Genomic DNA, 20,132 nt, shown 5'->3' with positions numbered 1-20,132 from the left:
CGTACGGTCCTCAACATCCGCCGAAACAGACTTCCCGTTCAAAACCATCGATACCTTCGACATAAATTCCTCTCCCTATCGAAGTTTCCGGGCCCTGCGAACAGGGCCCTGGATCCTGCCAACCCGGTCTGTCACCGGTGTCTGATTGAATTCATCCTGCCGGCCTGTCCGGCACCTAGTCCCTTCCGTCGTTAAATAAGAAGCGCCAGGACGACGACCAGTACACCAAGAGCCAGAAGTCCCCAGACCATTGGGCCACCGAAGACCTTTGTGTCGTCGGCTGCGCTCGGAGTTTCAGTTTCGGCCGATACGGCCGTCTCCACCGGGCGCGCGGGCTGGCTTGCAGCTCCAGCATCCGCACCCGAGTCAAGTGCCGCGACTGCTGCAGGTGCCGCCTCGGGCTTGCTCTCGGCCTCCGTCGCGGGTGGTCCGGCAACGGTTTCTGAAAATTTGGTGAAAAAGTCCTCGGCCATTTTGCGGGCTGTCGAGTCGATCAACCGGCTGCCGAGCTGTGCCAGCTTGCCGCCGACCTGAGCCTTCGCGGAATACTCAAGCATGGTACCGCCGTCCGCCTCGCTCAGCTTGACGTCGGCGCCGCCTTTTGCAAACCCGGCAACACCACCCTTGCCTTCGCCGGTGATCGTGTAGCTTTCCGGAGGATTGATATTCTCAAGCGTCACAGCGCCCTTGAACTTTGCCTTGACCGGTCCGATCTTGGTCGTGACCTGGGCATTCATTTCCGTGTCCGATGTCTTTTCAAGACTGTCGCAACCCGGGATACAGGCCTTCAGGACTTCCGGATCGTTCAGCGCACGCCACACCTCTTCGCGGCCCGCCGGTATCAGCTGGTTGCCCGAAATATCCATAGTGCTCCTCCCACCTGAATATCTTCAAAAATCAGGAACACTAGAAAAGAACAGCAGCGGACGGCTGTACACTGTACTTTAGGTCGGGTTGTGCTCAGCTTTACAAGGCTCGCGTTCTAAAGCTACAAATTGAACACGGAGACGGACATCCCGACGACAAGGGAAGCCGGACCCCGGGAGGAGAGATTGAACCCAAGCTTCGGGACGCGGCATGAGTGCGGCGTGGCTGTTCTGACGACCAGCCAGCCGGAAGAACAGTCTTTCTGGGCTGAACTCGGGAAAGCTGCCCGGTCCGGGCAGTTTGCGCTTGGCTTGTTGTTTTTTTCCCAAGATCGTTTCCCGCCCCAACTGGTCAAAACCCGGATGGCGGAACACGCGTCCGGGCTGCCATATGCAGCCTGCTCGACAGCCGGCGAGATCGGCGGCCAGCAAGAAGACACCGGCCAGTGCATGGCCGTGTTGTTCCCGAAAGACCACTTTGTTGCCACCGCCGTGCGGATCGAGGGGATCCGCTCAACTGGCTTCGACCGTATCGTCGCCCAGGTCAAGGAAGCGCGGCAGACCTTCGAATCCGTAAGCGGTACAAACGGCAACACTCAGGAAACCGGCGACATCTTTGCCCTTTGCCTCATCGACGGCATGTCTGTCGTCGAGGAAATGGTCACCGCCGCGCTGCACTGGGCGTTAGAGGACATTCCCCTTTTGGGAGGCTCCGCCGGAGACAGCATGCGCTTCACCAGAACCTCGCTGATCCTGAATGGCGAGGTCGGAGACGATTGTGCGATTGTCCTGTTTTTCCGCAGCAAGGTGCCGTTCAAGATCTTCAAGACTGACAATTTTGTGCCAACGGAGCGCAAGCTGGTCGTGACTAGGTCCGATCCGGAGCGGCGCATCATTTACGAGTTCAATGCGGCGGAGGCCGCGACGGAATATGCGCGCGCCGTCGGGATAGACCCGGGCGCGTTGTCGCCGATGAGCTTTGCCTCCCATCCGCTGGTCGTGCGTGTCGGCGGCGAATATTACTGCCGGTCTGTCCAGAAGGTGAACCCGGACGGTTCCCTGTCGTTTTTTTGCGCGATCGACGATGGCATCGTCCTGACGGTTGCAGAGCCGACCGGCATGACCCGGTCCACGAACGAGGCATTTGAAAATGTGGTCAGCGAAATCGGCGATGTCGATTTCGTTCTCGGATTCGATTGCGTCCTGAGGCGCATTGATGCGCAAAACCGCCAGGCAACGCAGCGGATCCAGAAAATTTATCAGAAATACAATGTCGTCGGGTTCAACACCTACGGCGAACAGTACTTGTCGATGCATCTCAACCAGACCTTTACCGGAATTGCCTTTGCGCGGTTGTCCGGAAACGCGGGAGACGCGGTATGAGCCTGTCCGATATTGATGACGTGATCCGCCTGCAAAAGATCAATTCTGCGCTTGTCGACCGGGTTGAACAGGCCATGGACCAGCAACGAAACGCGTTCTCGCTTTTTCAGACGGCGATCTCGCTGGAAGGCCAGGTCAGGCGGCGGACCGACGAGCTGACATCCGCGCTGCGACGGCTCGAGGAAACCAATATCGAACTGGCCGAGCAGAAGGACATATCCGAGCGCGCAAACCGGTCGAAGACACAGTTCCTGGCCGCGGCCAGCCACGACATTCTGCAGCCGCTGAACGCCGCGCAATTGACGATTTCCTCGCTCTATGACCTGCAGGTGTCGGAACAGGCCCGCTCCATGGTCAGCCAGGTCGAACGCTCGCTCGATACGATGAACGAACTGCTGCGAACGCTCCTCGACATTTCCCGACTGGACGCCGGTGTCACCACACCACGTTTCGCATCGGTGCCGATCCCGCCGATACTCGCCAGCCTGTTGTCTGATCTGCGCCCGATCGCGGAGAAAAAAGGGCTGCGCCTGCGTGTTGCCGTAACCAATGACTGCGTCTACACGGACCGCCTGATGCTCCGGCGCGCGCTCCAGAACCTGATCACCAACGCCATCCGCTACACGGAACGCGGTGGTGTCCTGATCGGAACCCGCAGGCATGGGGACGACATCTCCATTGAGGTGATCGATACGGGCGCCGGAATTCCGGAAGACCAGCAGGAGAAAATCTTCGAGGAGTTTCACCGCGGGCCGCTGACGCATGGAGATGCAGAACACGGGACCGGTCTGGGACTGGGACTTGCCATTGTCCGCCGGCTGGTGACAGCGCTCAAGCACGATGTCTCGGTGCGTTCAACACCGGGCAAGGGGAGTATCTTCCGCATTCGGGCAAAGCGCGCGGAGGCTCCGCCTTCGGTGGTGAATGCCGCACCGGTTGCTCCGGCCACACTGCCCACAAACGCGAATCTAGCCGGCAAGAAGATACTGGTTATTGAGAACGATCCGGCCGTTCTTGAGGCCATGGAAGGGCTTCTGGCAAACTGGGGTTGTCAGTACAGGATCGCCCGCTCGACGCCCCAGGCCATTGATGCGCTCGAGGGAACGACCTGGTTGCCCGATTTGATTATTGCAGATCACCATCTGGACTTCGGACATTTGGGTACCGACACGCTGGAGCGCCTTTTCGACCTGCTGCCAGTGCGTGTTCCGGCTATCCTGGCAACCGCGGACGCGTCGCAGAGTGTTACCGAGCGCGCCAGGCATCTCGGTGTCGAACACCTGCCGAAACCTGTGAAGCCCGCTCAACTTCGCGCGCTGGCAACACACCTGATCAATTCCAGCAAGTAACCGTGCCGGGGACCTGATCGCGCAGCCAAGCGACCTGAACGGCGAAGTCGGTAACACACAAACTCTAGCTGTGATGCCGGAGGGACCTGGTGTCCTGATTTGATGTGGCACTTGTGTCGAAGGGATCAGCGGTGCCGAGCGCTTCGAGTTTCTTGACCTCGATCACGGCCTGGGTCCGGCTCGAAACACATAATTTGCGAAGAATTTCCGAGACATGAGCCTTCACGGTGGTTTCGCCGACCTGGAGCTCATAGGCAATCTGTTTGTTCAGCAAGCCGTTGCAAATCATCTGAAGGACGCGGATCTGCTGTGGCGTCAGGCTGGACAACCGTTCGATCATCTTGCGCGTCTGATCGTCAAGCGGTTCGTCGTCCGCATCATTGTAGTCGTCCGGCAGGTAAGTAGCGCCATTCATCACCTGCTGGATGGCGTTCGCCAGGGTGGTTTTCTTCGAAGATTTCGGGATGAAACCGGCTGCGCCGTAGGCCATGACCTGGGCGATGATCGGCGGGTCTTCCGCTCCGGAGACAACGACCACCGGCAGGCGGGGATAATGTGTTCTCAGATGCAGAAGTCCGTCCATGCCCTTCACACCCGGAATGGACAGATCCAGAAGCGCAAGGTCGAAGCCTGCATCGTCGTCCAGCAACTCACAGGCATCATCGAGCGAAGCCGCATCAAGCGTATCTGAATTCGGGTAGGCGAGTTCCACAGCACTGTGAAGCGCTTCCCGGAACAGGGGATGATCATCAATGATCAGGAACTTGGTGACGCTGTCGCTTTCAATTGACATGACCCTCTCCTCCCGGTCCGGAACAATTGTGTCGAGCAGTTCTTGCACGCAAACAGCCGGGTTTACGCGAAGGCTTCCGGCGGAACACCGCCGGAAGCCTTGAGCTGTTGCGATTTAGTTCGAAGATGCCAACTGTTTCGGCAGTTTGAACACCCAGATCGAACCGCCCTGGTTGAGGTAATTCACCTTCTTGGCGACTTCGCCGCCCCACAGCGGAACCGCACCGCCCCATCCGGAGGCAATGGCGATGTATTGCTCGCCATCCATGTCCCACGTAATTGGCTGGCCAACGATACCGGAACCGGTCTGGAAGGACCAGAGCTCCTCGCCGGTATCCGCATCAAAGGCCTTGAACTGGCCTTCCGGCATTCCGGTGAAGACAAGGCCACCGGCAGTGGTCATCACGCCGCCCCACAGGGGTGCGTTGTTTTTGTGTTCCCACTTGATCTCACCGCTGTTCGGATCGATTGCCTTCAGAGACCCGATATAGTCTTCGAAGATCGGCTTGATGGTGAACCCGGATCCAAGATAGGCCGCGCCTTTCTTGTAAGTGATCGGCTCGTTCCAGATGTCCATGCCCCACTCGTTCGACGGCACATAGAAGAGGCCGGTATCCGGATTGTGAGCCATCGGCATCCAGTTCTTGCCGCCCAGGAACGAGGGAACCGCGAAGACGACCTCGCCCTTCTTGCCGTCGGCTGCCTTGCTCGGATCGCCCGGGCGGTTGGCTTCGACGAAGTTCGGACGGCCGTCCTCACCGATACCGTCCGCCCAGCTGATCTGCTTCACAAACGGCCACGCGTTGACGAACGCCCCGTCTTCCCGGTTGAGGATATAGAAATATCCGTTCCGGTCAGCGGTCGCGTAGCGCTGGTTGCCCTCGGCATCTACAAACGGGATCACTTCGTTCACACCGTCAAAATCCCAGCCTTCGCGCGGGGTCGTCTGGTAGTGCCACTTGATGTCGCCGTTTTCCGGGTTGATCCCGATCCGCGAGGCTGCATAGAGGTTGTCGCCTTCCGTACCGCTCGGGTTGCCTGCACCACGCAGCCAGCTGTTCCATGGTGCCGGATTGCCTGCGCCGAACACGAGCGTGTTCGTGTCCTGATCATACGTCCCGCCAAGCCAGGTCGCGCCACCACCGGTTTTCCAGAGATCGCCCGGCCAGGTCGCGTTCAGCGTGCCGGTCATGGTGCTGTCTTCACCCTTGAAGGTTCCCATGTGGCCTTCGATCACCGGCCGCGTCCAGACCAGCTCACCGGTTTCCGCGTCACGGGCCTGCACTTCGCCGACAATGCCGAATTCACCGCCCGAGTTACCCGTGATGACAAGACCGTTCACGATGACCGGAGCGGCCGTATAGGAATAACCGGCCTTGTAATCGGCGATTTTCTTGCGCCAGACCACATCGCCGGTCTTCAGATCAAGCGCCACGATCCGCGCATCCAGCGTCCCGAAATAGATCTTGTCGCCGAAAATAGCTGCACCGCGGTTGACGACGTCGCAGCACGGCAAAATGCCCTCGGGAAGGCGGGCGTCATATTGCCAGATCTCTTCGCCGGTCTTGACGTCGATGGCGTAGAGCCGCGAGTAGGACCCCGTAATATACATCACGCCGTCATAAATCAGTGGTTGCGTTTCCTGGCCGCGCTGCTTTTCACCGCCCAGTGAAAATGCCCAGGCCGGCACCACGTTCTTGACGTTGTCCTTGTTGATGATCTTGAGCGGCGAATAGCGCTGCTGGTCCCGGCCCATGCCGTTGGTCAGAACGCTGCTGGTGGTCGCCTGATCGTTCGCCAGATCCTCTTCCGTCACATCGGCGTGTGCCCCGGTCATAGCGAGTGCACTGACCGCTGCCATTGCGAATAACTTCCTCATCCTGTCTCCTCCCAGGTTCAGTTCGGACCGGGCGACGCGTCCTGAATGCGGACAAACACACGTAGCCGCCACCTCCCTCATTTTCAGTCTAGTGGAAAGGTTGGCGCCCGAGAATTGCACCATAGTGCACCTTCTGAACCGCAGAATTCAGGGATTCTGCGTAGGTGCACTGCAACAAATGCGGAAAACCGAGCGCGAAGGCTCCGATTTCCGGATCTAAGGAGATTTGACAATAGATGACTGGCTGGCATTTCCGGTCAAATTGGGTGCCAGTTCCGACCGAAAGTCCAATTCATTGACCGCGTGTGCCTGCTAAGCTGAAGGTAAATATCATCGGGAGGAAATCATGCATCGGCTTGCCAAACTGTTCGCTGCCGGACTTGCGTGCCTTGCCCTGAGCGGCCAGGTTCACGCGGGCGAGAAACCTGTCCTCAAGGCAGCTGTACTGAAGGTTGGGACGGTGAACTGGGAGCTTGATACGATCAAGCACAACGGTCTCGACACCCAGAACGGATTTAAACTTGAGGTTGCTGGCCTTGCCGGAAATCCGGCTACCCGTATCGCGTTTCAAGGTGGCGAAGCCGATATCGTCGTTGCCGACTGGCTGTGGGTCGCGCGCCAGCGTGCGGACGGACACGACTATGTCTTCGTGCCCTATTCCAAATCCGTTGGCGGTCTGATGGTGCCCAAGGACAGCGAGGCCCAGACCCTTGAGGATCTCGCCGGTCAGAAGATTGGCATCGCCGGCGGTCCGGTTGACAAGAGCTGGCTGATCCTGAGGGCCTTTGCGGAGCAGGAATACGGCATCGACCTTGCCGCCGAAACCGAGCAGGTCTTCGGCGCACCACCGCTGATTTTCAAAAATGCACTCTCCGGCGAGACCGCAGGCGCAATAAACTTCTGGCATTTCGGTGCAAAAATGAAGGCAAAGGGCATGCGGGAACTGATCTCCGTTTCAGACGCCGCCAAGGCTCTCGGCTTAAATCCGGAGACTCCCCTGCTCGGGTACGTCTTTCATGGCGAGATGCTGAAGGAGCAGCCCGATCTGGTCCGCGGTTTCATGGCAGCCTCAAGAGGCGCAAAAGATATCCTGGCGAACGACCCGGAAGCCTTCGACCGGATCAGGCCGCTGATGCGCGCAAAAAGCGACGCGGATTTTGAAGCGCTGAAAGCCGGTTTCGTTGCGGGAATTCCCGCCCCAGGCCCGGTGAACGAGGAAGAAGCCGAACGCATGCTCGAGGTCATGGCACGGCTCGGTGGCGAGAAACTCGTCGGGTCCGCAACAACCTTGCCGGAGGGTGTGTTTGTCATTCCGGAAGGCTGATCCCCGGACAGCCGGCTCCATCAGGGTCCGGCTGATTTCCCTCGGCCTGCTGGTGGTCGGATGGTGGGCCTTTGCTGTTGCCTTAGCAGATCCGGAGATCCTGCCCTCACCATTGGAAATCGCGAGGCTCACGGCAAGGGAGCTCTTCAACGGCCCCTTGCTCTATAACCTCGGCGTCACTCTGGGGCGCGTTGTCGCCGCCTTCATTCTGGCGATGGCTATCGGAACTGTGGCTGGTCTTGTCATGGGAAGACGCAAGGCCGTCGACACCTGGCTCGATCCCTGGCTCCTGTTTTTCCTGAACCTGCCCGCGCTCGTCACCATCGTGTTGTGTTACCTCTGGATCGGCCTGACCGAAGTCGCGGCGATCACGGCCGTTGCCATCAACAAGATCCCGATGGTGACGGTGCTCATTCGGGAAGGCGCACGCACGTTCGACCCAGCCCTCGACGACATGTCCCGCATCTTCCGGGTACCCCGCATCACGCGCCTTCGGCACATCATCGCGCCGCAACTGGCGCCCTATTTCGCCGCGAGCGCGCGCACCGGAACGGCCCTGATCTGGAAGATCGTTCTTGTCGTCGAATTTCTCGGACGGTCAAACGGTGTCGGCTTTCAGATCCATCTTTATTTCCAGCTCTTCGACGTTGCCATGGTGCTGACCTATGCCTTGTCGTTCATTGCCGTGATGCTGACGATCGAGTTTGCAATCCTTCAGCCCTGGGAGCGCCGCGCGAGCCGGTGGCGGCAGGCATGATCGAGATCGACATCCGCGAAAAATCCTTCGGCGAGCACGACGTTCTTGGAAACGTCCGTCTGGAAATCGCTGCGGGAGAATGCATGGCCGTGCTTGGCCCGTCCGGTATCGGCAAAACAACACTGCTCCGGATCGCCGCAGGTCTCGAGGATGACTTTCAAGGCAAGGTCGTTCGGCCAGGACGCATCGCGATGGTATTCCAGGAACCGACCCTTCTGCCCTGGCGAAGCGCGGCGGACAACATCCAGCTGATTACCAATGTCCCGGTGGAAGACGTGAAAGACGCTCTTGAGCGGGTCGGCCTGACCGGAAAGCAGAACCACTTTCCCGACCAGCTTTCCCTCGGTCAAAGACGGCGCCTTTCCCTTGCGCGGGCCTTTGCGGCGAAACCGGACTTTCTGGTTATGGACGAGCCCTTTGCCTCGCTGGACAAGGACCTCGCCCGCAACATGATCGATCTGACGGTGGAGCTTTTGAAAGACACGCAGATCGCAACGCTCCTTGTGACGCATTCGGAAACCGAGGCAGGCGCGCTCGCCACCAAGGTGTTTCGGCTTGAAGGCCAGCCAGCGATGCTGACGCCGACTGAAGTCTCCAGCTGAACACGCCTTCAACAAACGCTAACGGCGTTTTGAGTTGGCGCGCCCGAAGGCAAACCATAGTGTTTGTGCCTCGAGCAATCCGGAGATGCGATCCTTGCAAAAATCAGTTCTGGCGGCGGCAACCCTGATGTTCCTGTTTGGCGGCATCGGCACGGCAAGCGCCGAAAACCAGCCGGTCCATCCCTGTGGCCTCGAGACTGCCTGCAGCGCAGCTGAAAGACCTTACCGCGCCAAGCCGCCCGAAGGCTGGGACGGTGTAAAGCCGCTGCCGGTTCTGATCCATTTCCATGGCTGGAAACGCGATTCCAAGCACCCGCTGAAAAACCCGAAGGTCCTGACTGCAATCAATGAGAACGGAGCCTTGCTGGTGGCTCCTGAAGGACTCAACAGGACCTGGGATTTCTGGAACCGCGACAATCGCGATGTCCCGTTCGTTCGCGCCGTCATCGAGGATGTGGCGCAGCACTATCCGATCGACAGGAGCCGCATCTATGCAACGGGTTTTTCCTACGGCTCGGCGATGGCCTGGCGCACGGCCTGTGACGCTGGCGACCTGATCGCGGGCATCTTGCCGGCGGCAGGAACGCTCTACCGCCAGGAAAGCATTACTTGTCCGACCGGGCCGATGAACGTGATGTATGTGCATGGCTTCAAGGACAATGTCATGGACTTGCCCCTCGCCGCGGACGGCAACCCGAATGTGGCGGTCGACCTGTGGCGGCGTACCAATCTTTGCGCGGCGGAACCGGACGGCAAGGAAACCTTGAACGGGCACGACTGCCTCGTCTGGTCGACCTGCCAAAGCGGCCGGGAGGTGATGCTTTGCCTGCACGAGCGCGGCCACATTGTTCCAAAGGGCTGGATTGCTGCTGCGCTGGAGCGCGCGCTCACAAAGTATCGACTGGGTGAGCGCACCCTGGGTCAGGCCGAGGTCAAGGCCCAAGGCGCAACTGCAAAGCAGTAATCGACTTGAACTGAAACCTAACGGCTATGAGGTACGGCCCCTAGTAGATCCGCTGGAACTTCCATTCGTCCGCATCCGGCGTCACGGACTTCCAGTCGTAGCCCTCGTTTTGCAGCTCCTTGGCCGTTTCAAATCCCTGTTCGGCGGACCGGTCGATATAGCTTTTGCCGAGGTCTATATCCTGGTCGACGCCATAGCCGCGAAGCAGATTCAGTCCGTGATTGAACTGCCCAACCGGATCGCCTGCGTCAGCCGCCTTTTTGTCCCAGTTCGCTGCTGCTGCCGGATCTTCGTTCTCCCCAAGACCGTTCTGGTTCATGTAGGCCATCCAGGTCATGGTGCCCGTCCAGCCCTTGTCCGCGCAGGTCTGGAAGATCCGCCGGGCGGCCTCGTGGTCGCCCTTCTTGGTCAACAGGTACCCTTGAGCGCAAACGACCATGTCGACGTCGCCCTCCAAAGCGCGGGAGAGCGATTTGCTCAGGCTCATCTCGTCCGGATTGAGCGTACCGCCGTCGTCGGCTTCTTCAGCCAGGGCAGCCTGACCGAACGTTCCTGCCACCAGCAATATCGAAGCAACTAAAGTTTTCATGCCCGGGCCTCCTGTTTGAAAAAACCGTCCCGATGGTCGTTCAGGCTTTCCGCCTGACAATGCCGCGGGACGGATCATACCCCCAAAGACTGCCAAAGAGAAAGATTGCAAAGGCCAGCAGGACCCACAAAAGGGCCATCCAGTCGACCTGGCCGTAGAGCGCAAAGCGAATGAGTTCGACACCGTGCGAAAACGGGTTGAAGGCGCAGATATCTCGCAGGATGGTCGAGGCCTCCGCCATCTTCCACAGCGGGTAAAGCGCGGTGGACAAGAAGAACATCGGAAAGATGACGAAGTTCATCACGCCCGCGAAATTTTCCAGCTGGTTGATCGTACTCGACAGCAAGAGCCCCAGCGCACCCAACATCAACCCGTTCAGGATAAGCGCCGGCAGAATGGCCAGATAGCCCGCCGGTGAGAAGGTGATCCCAGTGACGGCGGCGATCGCCAGAAAGGTATAGACCTGAAAGATCGAAATGGTCGTGCTGGCGAAGAGCTTGCAAAACAGCAGCCACCAGCGCGGGATAGGGCTGGTCAACAATAGGCGCATCGATCCCATCTCACGGTCATAGACGAGACTGAGCGAGGACTGCATGCCCGAAAACAGCTGGATCATGCCGCAAAGACCGGGAACGATATAGATCTCGTAGGTGATGTAGGTCTGATACGGCGGTTGAATGGAAAGGCCAAGCGCTGCCCTGAACCCCGCCGCGAACACAATCAGCCAGACCAGAGGTCGTACGATGGCAGCGAGAAACCGGCCGCGCTGCGATACGAACCGCAGCGCTTCGCGGTGAACAATGGCAACCAGACAGACAAGTGCTGCTTTCATTGGCTGCCTCCGGTCAGTTCCAGAAAGCTCTCATGCAGGGAAGACTGCCCGGCAATTCCCGCCGCGCTCCCTTCTGCACAAATCTCGCCCCGATGGAGCACGACGAGATGATCGTTGTCGCGCACTTCGTCGACCAGATGCGTTGCCCAGAGCACCGTCAGATCCTGCTCGTTCGCAAGATCGTGCACATGATCGGTGATCGAGCGTCTCGTCGCTGCGTCTAGACCGACAGTCGGCTCGTCCAGCAGCAAGACCGCCGGACCATGGATCAGCGCCCGCGCAATCTCCATGCGCCGCCTGTGCCCGCCGTTAAGTGCCCTGACTTTCTCGCCCGCGCGTTCCGCCATCTGAACGCGATCCAGCGACGCAGCGATCCTCCTGTCGGCCTCTTTGCCGGCAAGCCCGTGAAGGGCAGCGAAATACTTCAGGTTGCGCACGACGGTCAGGTCAAGATCGAGCGTTGGCTGCTGAAAGACCACACCGATCCGCGCCAGCGCCTCACCCGGCTTTCGCGACAGCGAATGCCCGTCGACTTCGATTTCGCCGGTGTCCGGCACAAACAGGCGCGTCAGAATGGAAAACAAAGTGCTCTTCCCGGCACCGTTCGGGCCGAGAAGAGCGCAAAATGTTCCTTTTTGCAGCGAAAAGCTGATGTCGTTCAGAGCCGTTTTCTTGCCATAGCGATGGGTAATGCCCTGGACGCTCAGGCGGGTTGTCACTTGATGGTTATCTCCACCTTCTGAAGGTCGCTTCCCGGGACGCCGAAATCATAGGTTCCAGGTTTGATCGCCAGGAAGCTGATCTCTGCCGTGCCGGCCTCGTCGAACTCAAGGCTGTCGACCCCGAGCGGGCGAATCTCGATACCTTCAATTACGATCTCGTCGATCCAGATCGCCCGGAAGAAACCGGCACCGTTGAGCGCGAGTTCCTGGCTGCCGTCAGCCTCGATTTCGATCTCATAGTAGGTTCCGGATTTCAGTTCCAGTTTGCCGCTTTCGTTGAGCGGCATGCCTGCGGAGAGCGTCAGCGGTGACAGGTCCTCGCGGTTTTTGCTGGATAGAATCCCGGCGTTGCCAAAGGCTGGTGCATCATCGTCGTCATCGTCGCTGTCGGCCAGGACAGGCGCTGTCAAAATGGCGAAGGTCGTCATAAAGGCGAGCAAGACTCTCATGTGTTTCCTCCCGATTGAACTCAGTTTGTCGGCCGGTATGCCGCGCCCCAGGGGAAGCGCCCGACCTTGATGCTTTTGATGGGTTCCAGTTTTTCCACGTCGATCACGGTGACATCGCCGGAAACGCCGTTGGTGGTGAACAGAAGGCTCTCGTCACCGTTGAACGACATGTGCCAGACGCGCCGTCCAACGAGGATGTAATCCGTCACCTCGTAGGTTTTCGGATCGACAACAGCGACGTGGTTGGACGGTCCAAGAGCGACAAAGACGTGCTTGCCGTCCTTGGTCATTTCGAAACCCACCGGCTGAACGCGATCCGGATGAATGCCCTGGATCTCGAAATTGATCTTGGCCTTTTCTTCCTGGCTTGCGCGGTCGAACACTGTGATCGTGCCGCCGATCTCCGAACTCACCCAAAGCTCCGTGCCGTCATGCGTGAATTCGGCGTGGCGCGGGCGCTGGTCGACAATCGTGTTGGCAAAAAGCTCCTGGGTTTTTGTGTCGATCCAGTGCGCCATGTTGGTGGTTTCGGACGTGGTGATCGCAATGTCCCCATCCGGTGACACCGCCATGCCTTCCGGTTCGATGCCGACATCGATCTGCGCAATGACCTTGCGGGTTTCGGTATCGACCACGGTTGTGATCGCGTCGTCCTCGTTGGCGATATAAAGATGCCTGTTGTCCGGATGGAGGACGAATTGCTCGGGATCTTCGCCGGAGGGCAGTTCATGCAGGACCTTGCCGGTTTCCGGATCGATCACCTGCACGGTGTCGCTGTCGGAGGCGCACAGGTAAAGCACCGAATGATCGATGGCGAAGGTGATGCCCCGCGGGCGCTCACCAACCTCGATTGTCCGCACGACCTCGAGCGTCTCGATATCGATCACGCTGATCGTGTCGTCCTTTTCGTTGGACACCCAGATTTCATCTGCGACGGCAACGGAAAGTCCCATTCCCATCGCAAGTCCGGCGATCTGCCAAAGAATGCGCATGTTTCACTCCCCAAATGCGGTGCAGGCGCTTTCCGCCTCGTCTATTCCGAGCGTATCAAGCTCGGTTCGTTGATGAAGAAATCCTTCGAGCGGCGCCTGGGTCGCCACTGCCCGGGGATGCACCAGCGGAATCGGCTGGCGCATCTGGCCGTTCCAGGTCCGGAACGTGAGCGGCCTGCCCTTGAAACCGGCAAGTTCGAACTTGTCGGAAAGAAGGTACTCGCGGATGACACCTGGCTCCGCCTGATTGGTTCGCGTCACGGCTTCCCCCAGCGCGCGCATGGCAACCCAGCTCGCATAGTCGACAGGCCTCATCGGCCGGTCCGCTTCCTCTTCGAACCGGTTCTGAAGCTGCGCGGCGCCCCATTGCTCCACTGTCCTGTCCCAGGCCGTCGCCACCAGTCCTTCCGTCCCTGCCACAGGACGCGGTTCCCATGTGCTGAACGGCACGTATCGGCCGAAATCATCCGTTTCGTCCGCGACAATCAGAAGATCATGTTCGGGAAAATCCTGCGTGAAGAGCGGCAGTTCCTGGAACGCATTGCGGCGCATGTCCGCATCGACATCCCACTCCTTGACCTCGCGGATGCGCACGCCGAACTTTTGCGCCGACTTTTGCAGCGCGTCAGCATAGGCCTTGTCTTTCGGATTGGGTCCGGAAATGACCACCCAGTCCGTCCACTTCTTGCGCACACCGAACTGGGCAAGCGCATCCGTCAGCATCGCCCTTGACGGCAAGGTGTGAAGGATATTCCTCCGGCACGCATTGCCCCTCAAATCGACATCCGGTGCACTGGCATTGAAGAGGATTGCACCTTCCGCCTCGGGCAGGTCCGCAAGCGCGAGCAACTTTTCCTGCGGAGCCTTTACGATGATGAATGGTGTCAGCGACAGCAGCTCGCGCGCGGCACTTTCAAAATCGCCGCCCTCGTCGACAATCCGTGTTTCCAGAGAGTAGGTCTGCTTCAGAAAACGACCGGTCGTCGCATTGTCCTTTAGGCCAAGTTCAGCGCCTGCAAGACCCTCGTTTTCGGGGATCGGGTCGAGGTTGGAGAGCACCGGAGGTTGTGGTTCAATTTGCTCAAGATAACCGATTGCAACCGCCACCTCACCATACGCTGCACCGCAATAAAGCCATACAAGCACTAAGTAATTCGCGATCAATCTGGCAATCATACAACCCTCTCCCATGACCCGAATACGCGCAGTGCAGCAATATTTTCTAGGTTAGGCTGATTGTAACCACATCGGCTGGAAAACGAGACTTGTCCCTTGGTACAATAGCGCCCCTGCCAGAGCTGTGCGTATCTAAGTTCGACGATCTCGGGAGGAGAGAACTCATGAATTTACGCAAATGTATGCTGGGCATCTTTGCGGCTGGGACCGCGCTTTCCCTGACATCCATCGATCCGATGGGCCGGGTTGAAGCACATGGCGATGTGGCACCTCAGGCCGTCGACACGGCCGGTCTTCCTGACCTCGGCGAAGAGTGGCTCGCGGAGAACCCCTGGCGGGATCCGGACAACGAGTTTTGGGCGCTTGCCATCAGCATCGGTGCATCAGGCTACAACCAGAATTGCGCTCGCTGCCATGGCCTGGAAGTCATTTCCGGTGGTCTCGCACCGGACCTTCGTTACCTGGAAGCTGACGACTTCGGCGACGAATGGTATCTGGAACGCTATCAGAACGGCTATACCCAGAACGGCATTACCAAGATGCCGGCTTTTGGCGAACTTCTCGGGCAAGAAGCTGCCTGGGCCATCCGCACCTACGTTGAAACCCGTCCGGATGAAGGCGCGCTCGATCCTCATTCGGATCGGCTGAAGGCCATTCGGGATGAAATCAAGGCATTGGCGGACAAAGCGACACCAGCTGCAGAAGTAGAAGGTACCATCGCACCGCTGCGCGCAGAGATGGAAGAAATTGCCAACTCACTGGAGACCGGCTCAGGTGCTCCGAAGGCGGAGTCGGTTGCCTCGCGCGCTGTCATACAGTTGGATGGCTCCGATGACAGTCTCAAGAAAACCGTTGAGATCCTGACGATCGGACTATCGGCCGCCGAATAATGTTCAAACCTGCGCTCAAGGCAGTTTCCGCCGTGCTGGCCATGCTTTGCATGACCGGAACGGCGGCGTTTGCGCAAAACTGTGAAAATGTCCGTTTCGGTGATGAGGCCGAGCGTAAGCCCCAAAATGTGGGCCGCGACATCGTCGGCCAGAGCCTCGACGACATTCAGGACCGTGGGTTTATCAAGATTGCGGTCTATGAAGACTTTCCTCCCTTTTCCTACGAGGACAAGGGGGTCCTGAAAGGTGTCGACATAGAAATTGGGCGGCTAATCGCACAGGATCTCGGGGTCGAAGCAAGGTTCATTGCGACGGCCGCGGACGAGAATGTCGATGGCGATCTGCGCAACAACGTGTGGCGCGGCAAACTCATTGGCGGGCAAATCGCAAACGTGATGCTGCATGTCCCCTATGACCGGGAACTCGGCTGCCGGAACGAAATGGTTGTGCTTAACGGCCAGTACTACAACGAGCAGCTTGCAATCGCCTATCGCAAGGATGCTTATCCGGAAGATCCGCCCGTACCGGCCTATTTCCGCGTCGATACGGTCGGCGTCGAAAACGACACGCTCTCCGATTTCTACCTGTCCAACTTTGCGCGCGGGCAGTTGATCGCCAACATGAGCCGTTATCCGACGGCAACCGACGCCATGACCGCATTGGCAAACGGCGAGGTGATGGCGGTGATGGCGCCTCTCTCTCAGATCGAACATGGCCTGAACGATGACATTGCCGTCCACATGCCGCCTTTTCCGGGTCTTGCCAAATCCGCCTGGACGCTTGGTGTTGCCGTGCGGCACAACTGGCGGCCACTTTCCTATGCGGTCGACGACGCGATCCGCTTTGCCATCGACGATGGCCGCATGGCAAAGATCTTTGAGGACCACGGCCTGACTTATACAAAGCCGGATTGGTAACTGGCAGTATTCCGCCGTTTTCTAGATCCGAACAAGCGTACCGTCCTGCTCCTCAAGCCAGATGGCCTGTGCTACTCCCTCGGCAACAATCCGCTCTGCAAGCGCCGGTGTGTTTGTCAGCGCCAGCGCGGTCGAAAGCCCGTCTGCCGCAGTTGCCGTGTCCGCCTTGACCGTCACGGATTGCCACCGCAGCGCCGCCTGTGTCAGGTCCGGGCGAACGATGTGTCCTTGTCCGTTTAAAAAGCGCGTTCCGAAAGGCGCCGAGGTTGCAAGCGCCGCCTCTTTGAGATCGACCGCTTCAACGACGGCACCGCTCGCATTGGCGACGCCGATCCGGGCGTTGCGTGTACCGGCGCGGAATTCGCCGATATGAACCAGATTGGAGTCAAATCCGTGGGTGCGCAGCACCTCGCTGACACGGTCGGTCGCAAAACCCTGCGCAATCCCATTCAGCGTCATCGCCATACCTGGCCGGGAGAATGAAATATGCGCAGGCTGAAGCTGCACCTTGTCCCACCCGATCCGTGCCGCGAGTGAACGTCGGTCTTCCGCGCTCATCCCTTTTCCGGCCTCTGCCTCAGCCACCATCAGTGGCTGAATGCTCGGGTCGAACAAGCCGTCTGTCTGCCGGTTGATCCTGTCGACGCGCCGCATCAGGCGCGCGAATTCCGGTGCCATCGACAAGAAGCCGCTGTCATTCAGCCGATTGAGTGCCGAGTTCGCCTTATAGAGCGAAAACAGGCTCTCCATTCGCAGGATCGTGTCCCGCGCAGCCGCCAATGCCTGTGCCGCCTTTGCCCTGTCAGTACCGAAGAGCTGGATATCTGCCTCGGCACCCAGCGCACGGCCGCGCCACCTGACGGGTTCTGATCCACCCGCCCGCGCCGCCGTCGCGGACAGGACGCATCCTGCCATGATCGTCAGAAAACGGCGGCGGCTTGGCTTCACAACTGCCTCCCTCGTTTGGCAAGAACCAGCGGAACACATTTCGCGTCATCGTCGTGAATGGTCACGCAATCGAGGCACTGGAAGCACTCGTCGTAGCGGATGCCGCCCGAGGGTTTGATCGCATTGTAATTGCACCTTACCCGGCAGAGCTGGCACGGACTGCCGCAGACATCGCGGCGCGGAATCCAGTCGCGGATCCGCAAGAAACCACCGATCGCCATGACAGCACCAAGAGGGCAGATGTAGCGGCAGAAACCCTTGAACAGCATCATGCTCAAGAGCAGCAATCCCACGCAGTAAAGGACGAAATACCATTCGCGCACAAAGTAGGTTGTGATCGCGGTCTTGAAGGGTTCGACCTCAACGGCAGCGTCCAGATAGGAAGGTGCCGTAAACGCCAGCGCAACGAGACCGGCAAGGATGACGTATTTCAATTTCACCAGCCATCGGTCGACATGATCAGGAACGCGGATCTGTGGCAGGCGCATGAGACGCCCGAGATAGTGCATGAACTCCTGCATCGCTCCGAACGGGCACATCCAGCCGCAGAAGAACCCTCTGCCCCAGACAATGAAAGTCACGATGACAACCGCCCAGATCAAAAGGGAAAACGGATCGTAGAGCAGGAAGGCGAGGCTCTGGCCTTCAAATGCGCCCCTCAAAACACCGAGCACAGTCACGATGGAGAGCTGCCCCTGGCCCCACCAGCCGACAAAACCGATCACACCAGCAAGGATTGCGAGCCGGATCGCGACATAGTGCGAGGTTCCCGCAAGCCTTGACTGACCGAGCAACAGCAAGGGCAAAAGCATCGCCAGCCCACCGGCCAGAACCACCAGATCCCCTGATCGCGCATCTATTGCCTGCCGCCAGACAGGCACCGGCGCGGGCGGTTCGTCCCGGATGAAGAAGCGCTCATCGGTCTTGTGCGTAATCGTAAAATCCACCGTCCCGACTTCAGGCCGGAATGATCCGTGTTCGCGGACGGCTCGAACCGACAGGGACCAGTCGCTGGTCGGATCGAAGCCCAGCCTGCGATCCGTTCTGAGAACCATCGCAACCTCGCCCGGAATTCCGTCCCGCAACTCGATATCAAGATCGGCGTCACGCAAGGAGATCGGCAAACCGTCCTGGCTTGCCGTGATGAGGTCAGGGCTCGTGTTACGCACAAACTCCTCCGTCACAAGGCCATGCCGCCCTGCATCGATGACCAGGATCGGCTCGTCCTCCGGAGAAAGTTCCTGGAAGTTGCGCAGCTGGCGCAAGCTGTCCGGTTCAAGGATCGCCTCGGCAATCGACGGTGGTCCGACATCGACCACCCAGAGATCAAGATAGGCTTCGTCCGGTTCATCCTTGGCAATCGGATCGTCGTCCGCCCAGATCGAATCGGCAAAGGCTTCATCCACTTCCCGATTGGTGACAAGACGCCGGCCGACAATGCCTTCCTTGACGATCCTGTCCCAGGTCAGCTCTTCCCGGTATTCGAGGTTTGGTTCGGCGGCTGCCCTGCCGCCGATCTCCTGCATCTTTTCCCGGGCCACCTTGAATGCTGCCGCCAACAGCGTTTCGTGGGCAATCCTGACGCTCGCCGTGGCCTTGGTCACACCGTCCAGATAAACAAGCGAGGAGCCGCTGCCGCCATCGCCATAGGGAACACCGATAACCAGGGAATCGGTGATCGAGTGACCCTTGTACTGGGCAATGAATTCCTGAAACGGCGCTTCGCCCAAACCGGAGACGAAAATCGGTTCGTTGTGAGTGACCAGCTCGACATCGATCAGTTGGCCCTCGAGGGTCAAAATGACGAAGAGGTTGATCGGGGCACCGGAAAACCCAGGCAGGGGTGCAAGGGGTTCGGTTTCAAAGGCGTAACCCGCAACGCGGCTGTCCAGGTTGATCAGTTCATAGATACCGCCCTCCAGCAGCTCGCCCAACTGATACGGCGGCTGAATGAACAAGGCGGCTTCTTCGCGATCAAGTTCCAGAGAAGCAGCAGGTGTGACGGCAAGCGCCAGCACAGCCGCAGCGCAAGCCAAAAGCCGCGCCAGCACGCCGACAAAGTCCCGCGCCCTTCCTTGAAGCTCCTCCATGCCGGTCAGTTTTTCTGCACGCGTCGGCGGGCGCAACTGTCCTTTAGTGCAGTTCACCTACGGCTGTCGCATCTGCGCCTGTACCAAAGGCCAAGAAATCCGTTGATACAGATCAACGTTGCAGGGCGCCGACTGGCATTGACTCAAGGTCAATCAGGAGAGGAGAACCCAATGTCGGTCCGGAACATATCATTGGCAGTGGCGGCTTTGACATTCACGCAATCCGCGCAGGCAGCCGAAGTCTTTGAACAAGCCAAGGTAACGGCAGGCGAAATGCTCTACCGCGTCGAGTGCAGGCGCTGCCACGCGCCCGGATCCGACGATCCGAGCTATGGCCCCCCGCTTGAAAACATCATCGGCAGGGGCGCCGGGACATTCCCCGACTACGAGTATTCCGAAGCGCTAGCCACGTCCGGCATCGTCTGGACGCCGGCCGCCCTGCGCGCCTGGATGGAGGACAACACGGGCTTTCTGCCGGGCACGAAAATGCGCCATGTCGGTATCGAGGACCGGACGGTCCAGGATTTCATCCTAACCTATCTCGCCAGCCTGAGCTCGCAGTAGAAGGCACTGGCAGCCACCTGACGCGCGGAGTTCATTTCAAACTCCGC

The 20,132-nt window shown here is 59.0% G+C and carries 20 protein-coding genes; 9 read left to right on the top strand and 11 right to left on the bottom strand.

All coding sequences use genetic code 11. The features are described from left to right. Window positions 1-191 precede the first annotated feature (191 nt). Entirely contained in the window at window positions 192-866 is a 675-nt protein-coding gene (locus RBB47_RS27345; protein ID WP_305989095.1) for a carbon monoxide dehydrogenase subunit G, read from the bottom strand. A gap of 186 nt (window positions 867-1,052) precedes the next feature. Between RBB47_RS27345 and RBB47_RS27340 the strand changes: the two genes are divergently transcribed. Together RBB47_RS27340 and RBB47_RS27335 are read left to right on the top strand one after the other, a co-directional pair. Then, window positions 1,053-2,249 carry an FIST N-terminal domain-containing protein gene (locus tag RBB47_RS27340; RefSeq protein WP_305989094.1) on the top strand — a complete coding sequence of 399 codons (1,197 nt, stop codon included), beginning with the start codon at window positions 1,053-1,055 and terminating at the stop codon, window positions 2,247-2,249. Continuing rightward, window positions 2,246-3,598 carry a hybrid sensor histidine kinase/response regulator gene (locus RBB47_RS27335; protein WP_305989093.1) on the top strand — a complete coding sequence of 451 codons (1,353 nt, stop codon included), beginning with the start codon at window positions 2,246-2,248 and terminating at the stop codon, window positions 3,596-3,598. The genes RBB47_RS27340 and RBB47_RS27335 overlap by 4 nt, the downstream gene beginning before the upstream one ends. A gap of 64 nt (window positions 3,599-3,662) precedes the next feature. Here the strand turns inward: RBB47_RS27335 and RBB47_RS27330 are convergent, their stop codons facing one another. Beyond that, window positions 3,663-4,391 carry a response regulator transcription factor gene (locus RBB47_RS27330; protein WP_305989092.1) on the bottom strand — a complete coding sequence of 243 codons (729 nt, stop codon included), beginning with the start codon at window positions 4,389-4,391 and terminating at the stop codon, window positions 3,663-3,665. A gap of 114 nt (window positions 4,392-4,505) precedes the next feature. Beyond that, on the bottom strand, window positions 4,506-6,269 hold the full coding sequence (locus tag RBB47_RS27325) for a PQQ-dependent methanol/ethanol family dehydrogenase (protein WP_305989091.1): 1,764 nt from the start codon (window positions 6,267-6,269) through the stop codon (window positions 4,506-4,508). 346 nt (window positions 6,270-6,615) lie between these two features. Here RBB47_RS27325 and RBB47_RS27320 point away from each other — a divergent pair, with 346 nt between their 5' ends. From RBB47_RS27320 to RBB47_RS27305, 4 genes are all read left to right on the top strand, one after another. After that, window positions 6,616-7,593, top strand: coding sequence for an ABC transporter substrate-binding protein (locus tag RBB47_RS27320; RefSeq protein WP_305989090.1), 978 nt, complete (start codon window positions 6,616-6,618; stop codon window positions 7,591-7,593). After that, the gene (locus tag RBB47_RS27315) at window positions 7,574-8,350 is read left to right on the top strand and encodes an ABC transporter permease (RefSeq protein ID WP_305989089.1); all 777 of its coding nucleotides are present in this window, start codon (window positions 7,574-7,576) and stop codon (window positions 8,348-8,350) included. The genes RBB47_RS27320 and RBB47_RS27315 overlap by 20 nt, the downstream gene beginning before the upstream one ends. Then, window positions 8,347-8,952 carry an ABC transporter ATP-binding protein gene (locus RBB47_RS27310; RefSeq protein ID WP_305989088.1) on the top strand — a complete coding sequence of 202 codons (606 nt, stop codon included), beginning with the start codon at window positions 8,347-8,349 and terminating at the stop codon, window positions 8,950-8,952. The genes RBB47_RS27315 and RBB47_RS27310 overlap by 4 nt, the downstream gene beginning before the upstream one ends. A 94-nt stretch (window positions 8,953-9,046) precedes the next feature. Further along, window positions 9,047-9,916 carry a PHB depolymerase family esterase gene (locus RBB47_RS27305; RefSeq protein WP_305989087.1) on the top strand — a complete coding sequence of 290 codons (870 nt, stop codon included), beginning with the start codon at window positions 9,047-9,049 and terminating at the stop codon, window positions 9,914-9,916. Window positions 9,917-9,956: 40 nt separating this feature from the next. On the opposite strand, the gene RBB47_RS27300 is transcribed toward RBB47_RS27305, so the two are convergent. The 6 genes from RBB47_RS27300 to RBB47_RS27275 are packed head-to-tail and all read right to left on the bottom strand — an operon-like array spanning window position 9,957 to window position 14,676. After that, window positions 9,957-10,505 (bottom strand): tetratricopeptide repeat protein, encoded by a 549-nt coding sequence (locus tag RBB47_RS27300; protein ID WP_305989086.1) that lies wholly within the window; start codon window positions 10,503-10,505, stop codon window positions 9,957-9,959. Window positions 10,506-10,545: 40 nt separating this feature from the next. Beyond that, window positions 10,546-11,337 (bottom strand): ABC transporter permease, encoded by a 792-nt coding sequence (locus RBB47_RS27295; RefSeq protein ID WP_305989085.1) that lies wholly within the window; start codon window positions 11,335-11,337, stop codon window positions 10,546-10,548. Further along, a complete protein-coding gene (locus RBB47_RS27290; RefSeq protein ID WP_305989084.1) occupies window positions 11,334-12,056 on the bottom strand; it encodes an ABC transporter ATP-binding protein in 723 nt (240 codons plus the stop codon). Before RBB47_RS27290 ends, RBB47_RS27295 begins: the two co-directional genes overlap by 4 nt. Then, window positions 12,053-12,508, bottom strand: coding sequence for a hypothetical protein (locus tag RBB47_RS27285; protein ID WP_305989083.1), 456 nt, complete (start codon window positions 12,506-12,508; stop codon window positions 12,053-12,055). Before RBB47_RS27285 ends, RBB47_RS27290 begins: the two co-directional genes overlap by 4 nt. Before the next feature lie 20 nt (window positions 12,509-12,528). Further along, window positions 12,529-13,500: a YVTN family beta-propeller repeat protein gene (locus tag RBB47_RS27280; RefSeq protein ID WP_305989082.1), complete on the bottom strand. Its 972-nt coding sequence runs from the start codon at window positions 13,498-13,500 to the stop codon at window positions 12,529-12,531. Window positions 13,501-13,503: 3 nt separating this feature from the next. After that, complete coding sequence (locus RBB47_RS27275) at window positions 13,504-14,676, bottom strand: ABC transporter substrate-binding protein (RefSeq protein WP_305989081.1); 1,173 nt, start codon at window positions 14,674-14,676, stop codon at window positions 13,504-13,506. Between the two features lie 164 nt (window positions 14,677-14,840). On the opposite strand from RBB47_RS27275, the gene pedF reads away from it, so the two are divergent. Both pedF and RBB47_RS27265 read left to right on the top strand, forming a co-directional pair. Next, window positions 14,841-15,566, top strand: a complete 726-nt coding sequence (pedF, locus tag RBB47_RS31050; RefSeq protein ID WP_371932866.1) for a cytochrome c-550 PedF — start codon at window positions 14,841-14,843, stop codon at window positions 15,564-15,566. After that, on the top strand, window positions 15,566-16,483 hold the full coding sequence (locus tag RBB47_RS27265) for an ABC transporter substrate-binding protein (RefSeq protein WP_305989080.1): 918 nt from the start codon (window positions 15,566-15,568) through the stop codon (window positions 16,481-16,483). The genes pedF and RBB47_RS27265 overlap by 1 nt, the downstream gene beginning before the upstream one ends. A gap of 21 nt (window positions 16,484-16,504) precedes the next feature. Here the strand turns inward: RBB47_RS27265 and RBB47_RS27260 are convergent, their stop codons facing one another. After that, a complete protein-coding gene (locus RBB47_RS27260) occupies window positions 16,505-17,431 on the bottom strand; it encodes an FAD:protein FMN transferase (RefSeq protein ID WP_305989079.1) in 927 nt (308 codons plus the stop codon). After that, entirely contained in the window at window positions 17,428-19,521 is a 2,094-nt protein-coding gene (locus RBB47_RS27255) for a 4Fe-4S binding protein (RefSeq protein ID WP_305989078.1), read from the bottom strand. Before RBB47_RS27255 ends, RBB47_RS27260 begins: the two co-directional genes overlap by 4 nt. A gap of 171 nt (window positions 19,522-19,692) precedes the next feature. Here RBB47_RS27255 and RBB47_RS27250 point away from each other — a divergent pair, with 171 nt between their 5' ends. Further along, the gene (locus tag RBB47_RS27250) at window positions 19,693-20,085 is read left to right on the top strand and encodes a cytochrome c family protein (RefSeq protein ID WP_305989077.1); all 393 of its coding nucleotides are present in this window, start codon (window positions 19,693-19,695) and stop codon (window positions 20,083-20,085) included. The last annotated feature ends 47 nt before the right edge of the window (window positions 20,086-20,132 follow it).

The organism is Roseibium sp. MMSF_3544, assembly GCF_030732845.1.
In the GTDB taxonomy this organism is placed as follows: Bacteria; Pseudomonadota; Alphaproteobacteria; order Rhizobiales; family Stappiaceae; genus Roseibium.
Note: the sequence above shows the minus strand (reverse complement) of the source record. Positions and strands in the feature narration are given on the sequence as shown.

What these genes read in the sequence shown, in the direction of transcription:
- RBB47_RS27345 (WP_305989095.1), bottom strand. Translation starts at nt 866, where the DNA reads ATGGATATTTCGGGCAACCAGCTGATACCGGCGGGCCGCGAAGAGGTG.
- RBB47_RS27335 (WP_305989093.1), top strand. Translation starts at nt 2,246, where the DNA reads ATGAGCCTGTCCGATATTGATGACGTGATCCGCCTGCAAAAGATCAAT.
- RBB47_RS27330 (WP_305989092.1), bottom strand. Translation starts at nt 4,391, where the DNA reads ATGTCAATTGAAAGCGACAGCGTCACCAAGTTCCTGATCATTGATGAT.
- RBB47_RS27325 (WP_305989091.1), bottom strand. Translation starts at nt 6,269, where the DNA reads ATGAGGAAGTTATTCGCAATGGCAGCGGTCAGTGCACTCGCTATGACC.
- RBB47_RS27320 (WP_305989090.1), top strand. Translation starts at nt 6,616, where the DNA reads ATGCATCGGCTTGCCAAACTGTTCGCTGCCGGACTTGCGTGCCTTGCC.
- RBB47_RS27310 (WP_305989088.1), top strand. Translation starts at nt 8,347, where the DNA reads ATGATCGAGATCGACATCCGCGAAAAATCCTTCGGCGAGCACGACGTT.
- RBB47_RS27300 (WP_305989086.1), bottom strand. Translation starts at nt 10,505, where the DNA reads ATGAAAACTTTAGTTGCTTCGATATTGCTGGTGGCAGGAACGTTCGGT.
- RBB47_RS27295 (WP_305989085.1), bottom strand. Translation starts at nt 11,337, where the DNA reads ATGAAAGCAGCACTTGTCTGTCTGGTTGCCATTGTTCACCGCGAAGCG.
- RBB47_RS27285 (WP_305989083.1), bottom strand. Translation starts at nt 12,508, where the DNA reads ATGAGAGTCTTGCTCGCCTTTATGACGACCTTCGCCATTTTGACAGCG.
- RBB47_RS27280 (WP_305989082.1), bottom strand. Translation starts at nt 13,500, where the DNA reads ATGCGCATTCTTTGGCAGATCGCCGGACTTGCGATGGGAATGGGACTT.
- RBB47_RS27275 (WP_305989081.1), bottom strand. Translation starts at nt 14,676, where the DNA reads ATGATTGCCAGATTGATCGCGAATTACTTAGTGCTTGTATGGCTTTAT.
- pedF (WP_371932866.1), top strand. Translation starts at nt 14,841, where the DNA reads ATGAATTTACGCAAATGTATGCTGGGCATCTTTGCGGCTGGGACCGCG.
- RBB47_RS27265 (WP_305989080.1), top strand. Translation starts at nt 15,566, where the DNA reads ATGTTCAAACCTGCGCTCAAGGCAGTTTCCGCCGTGCTGGCCATGCTT.
- RBB47_RS27255 (WP_305989078.1), bottom strand. Translation starts at nt 19,521, where the DNA reads ATGGAGGAGCTTCAAGGAAGGGCGCGGGACTTTGTCGGCGTGCTGGCG.
- RBB47_RS27250 (WP_305989077.1), top strand. Translation starts at nt 19,693, where the DNA reads ATGTCGGTCCGGAACATATCATTGGCAGTGGCGGCTTTGACATTCACG.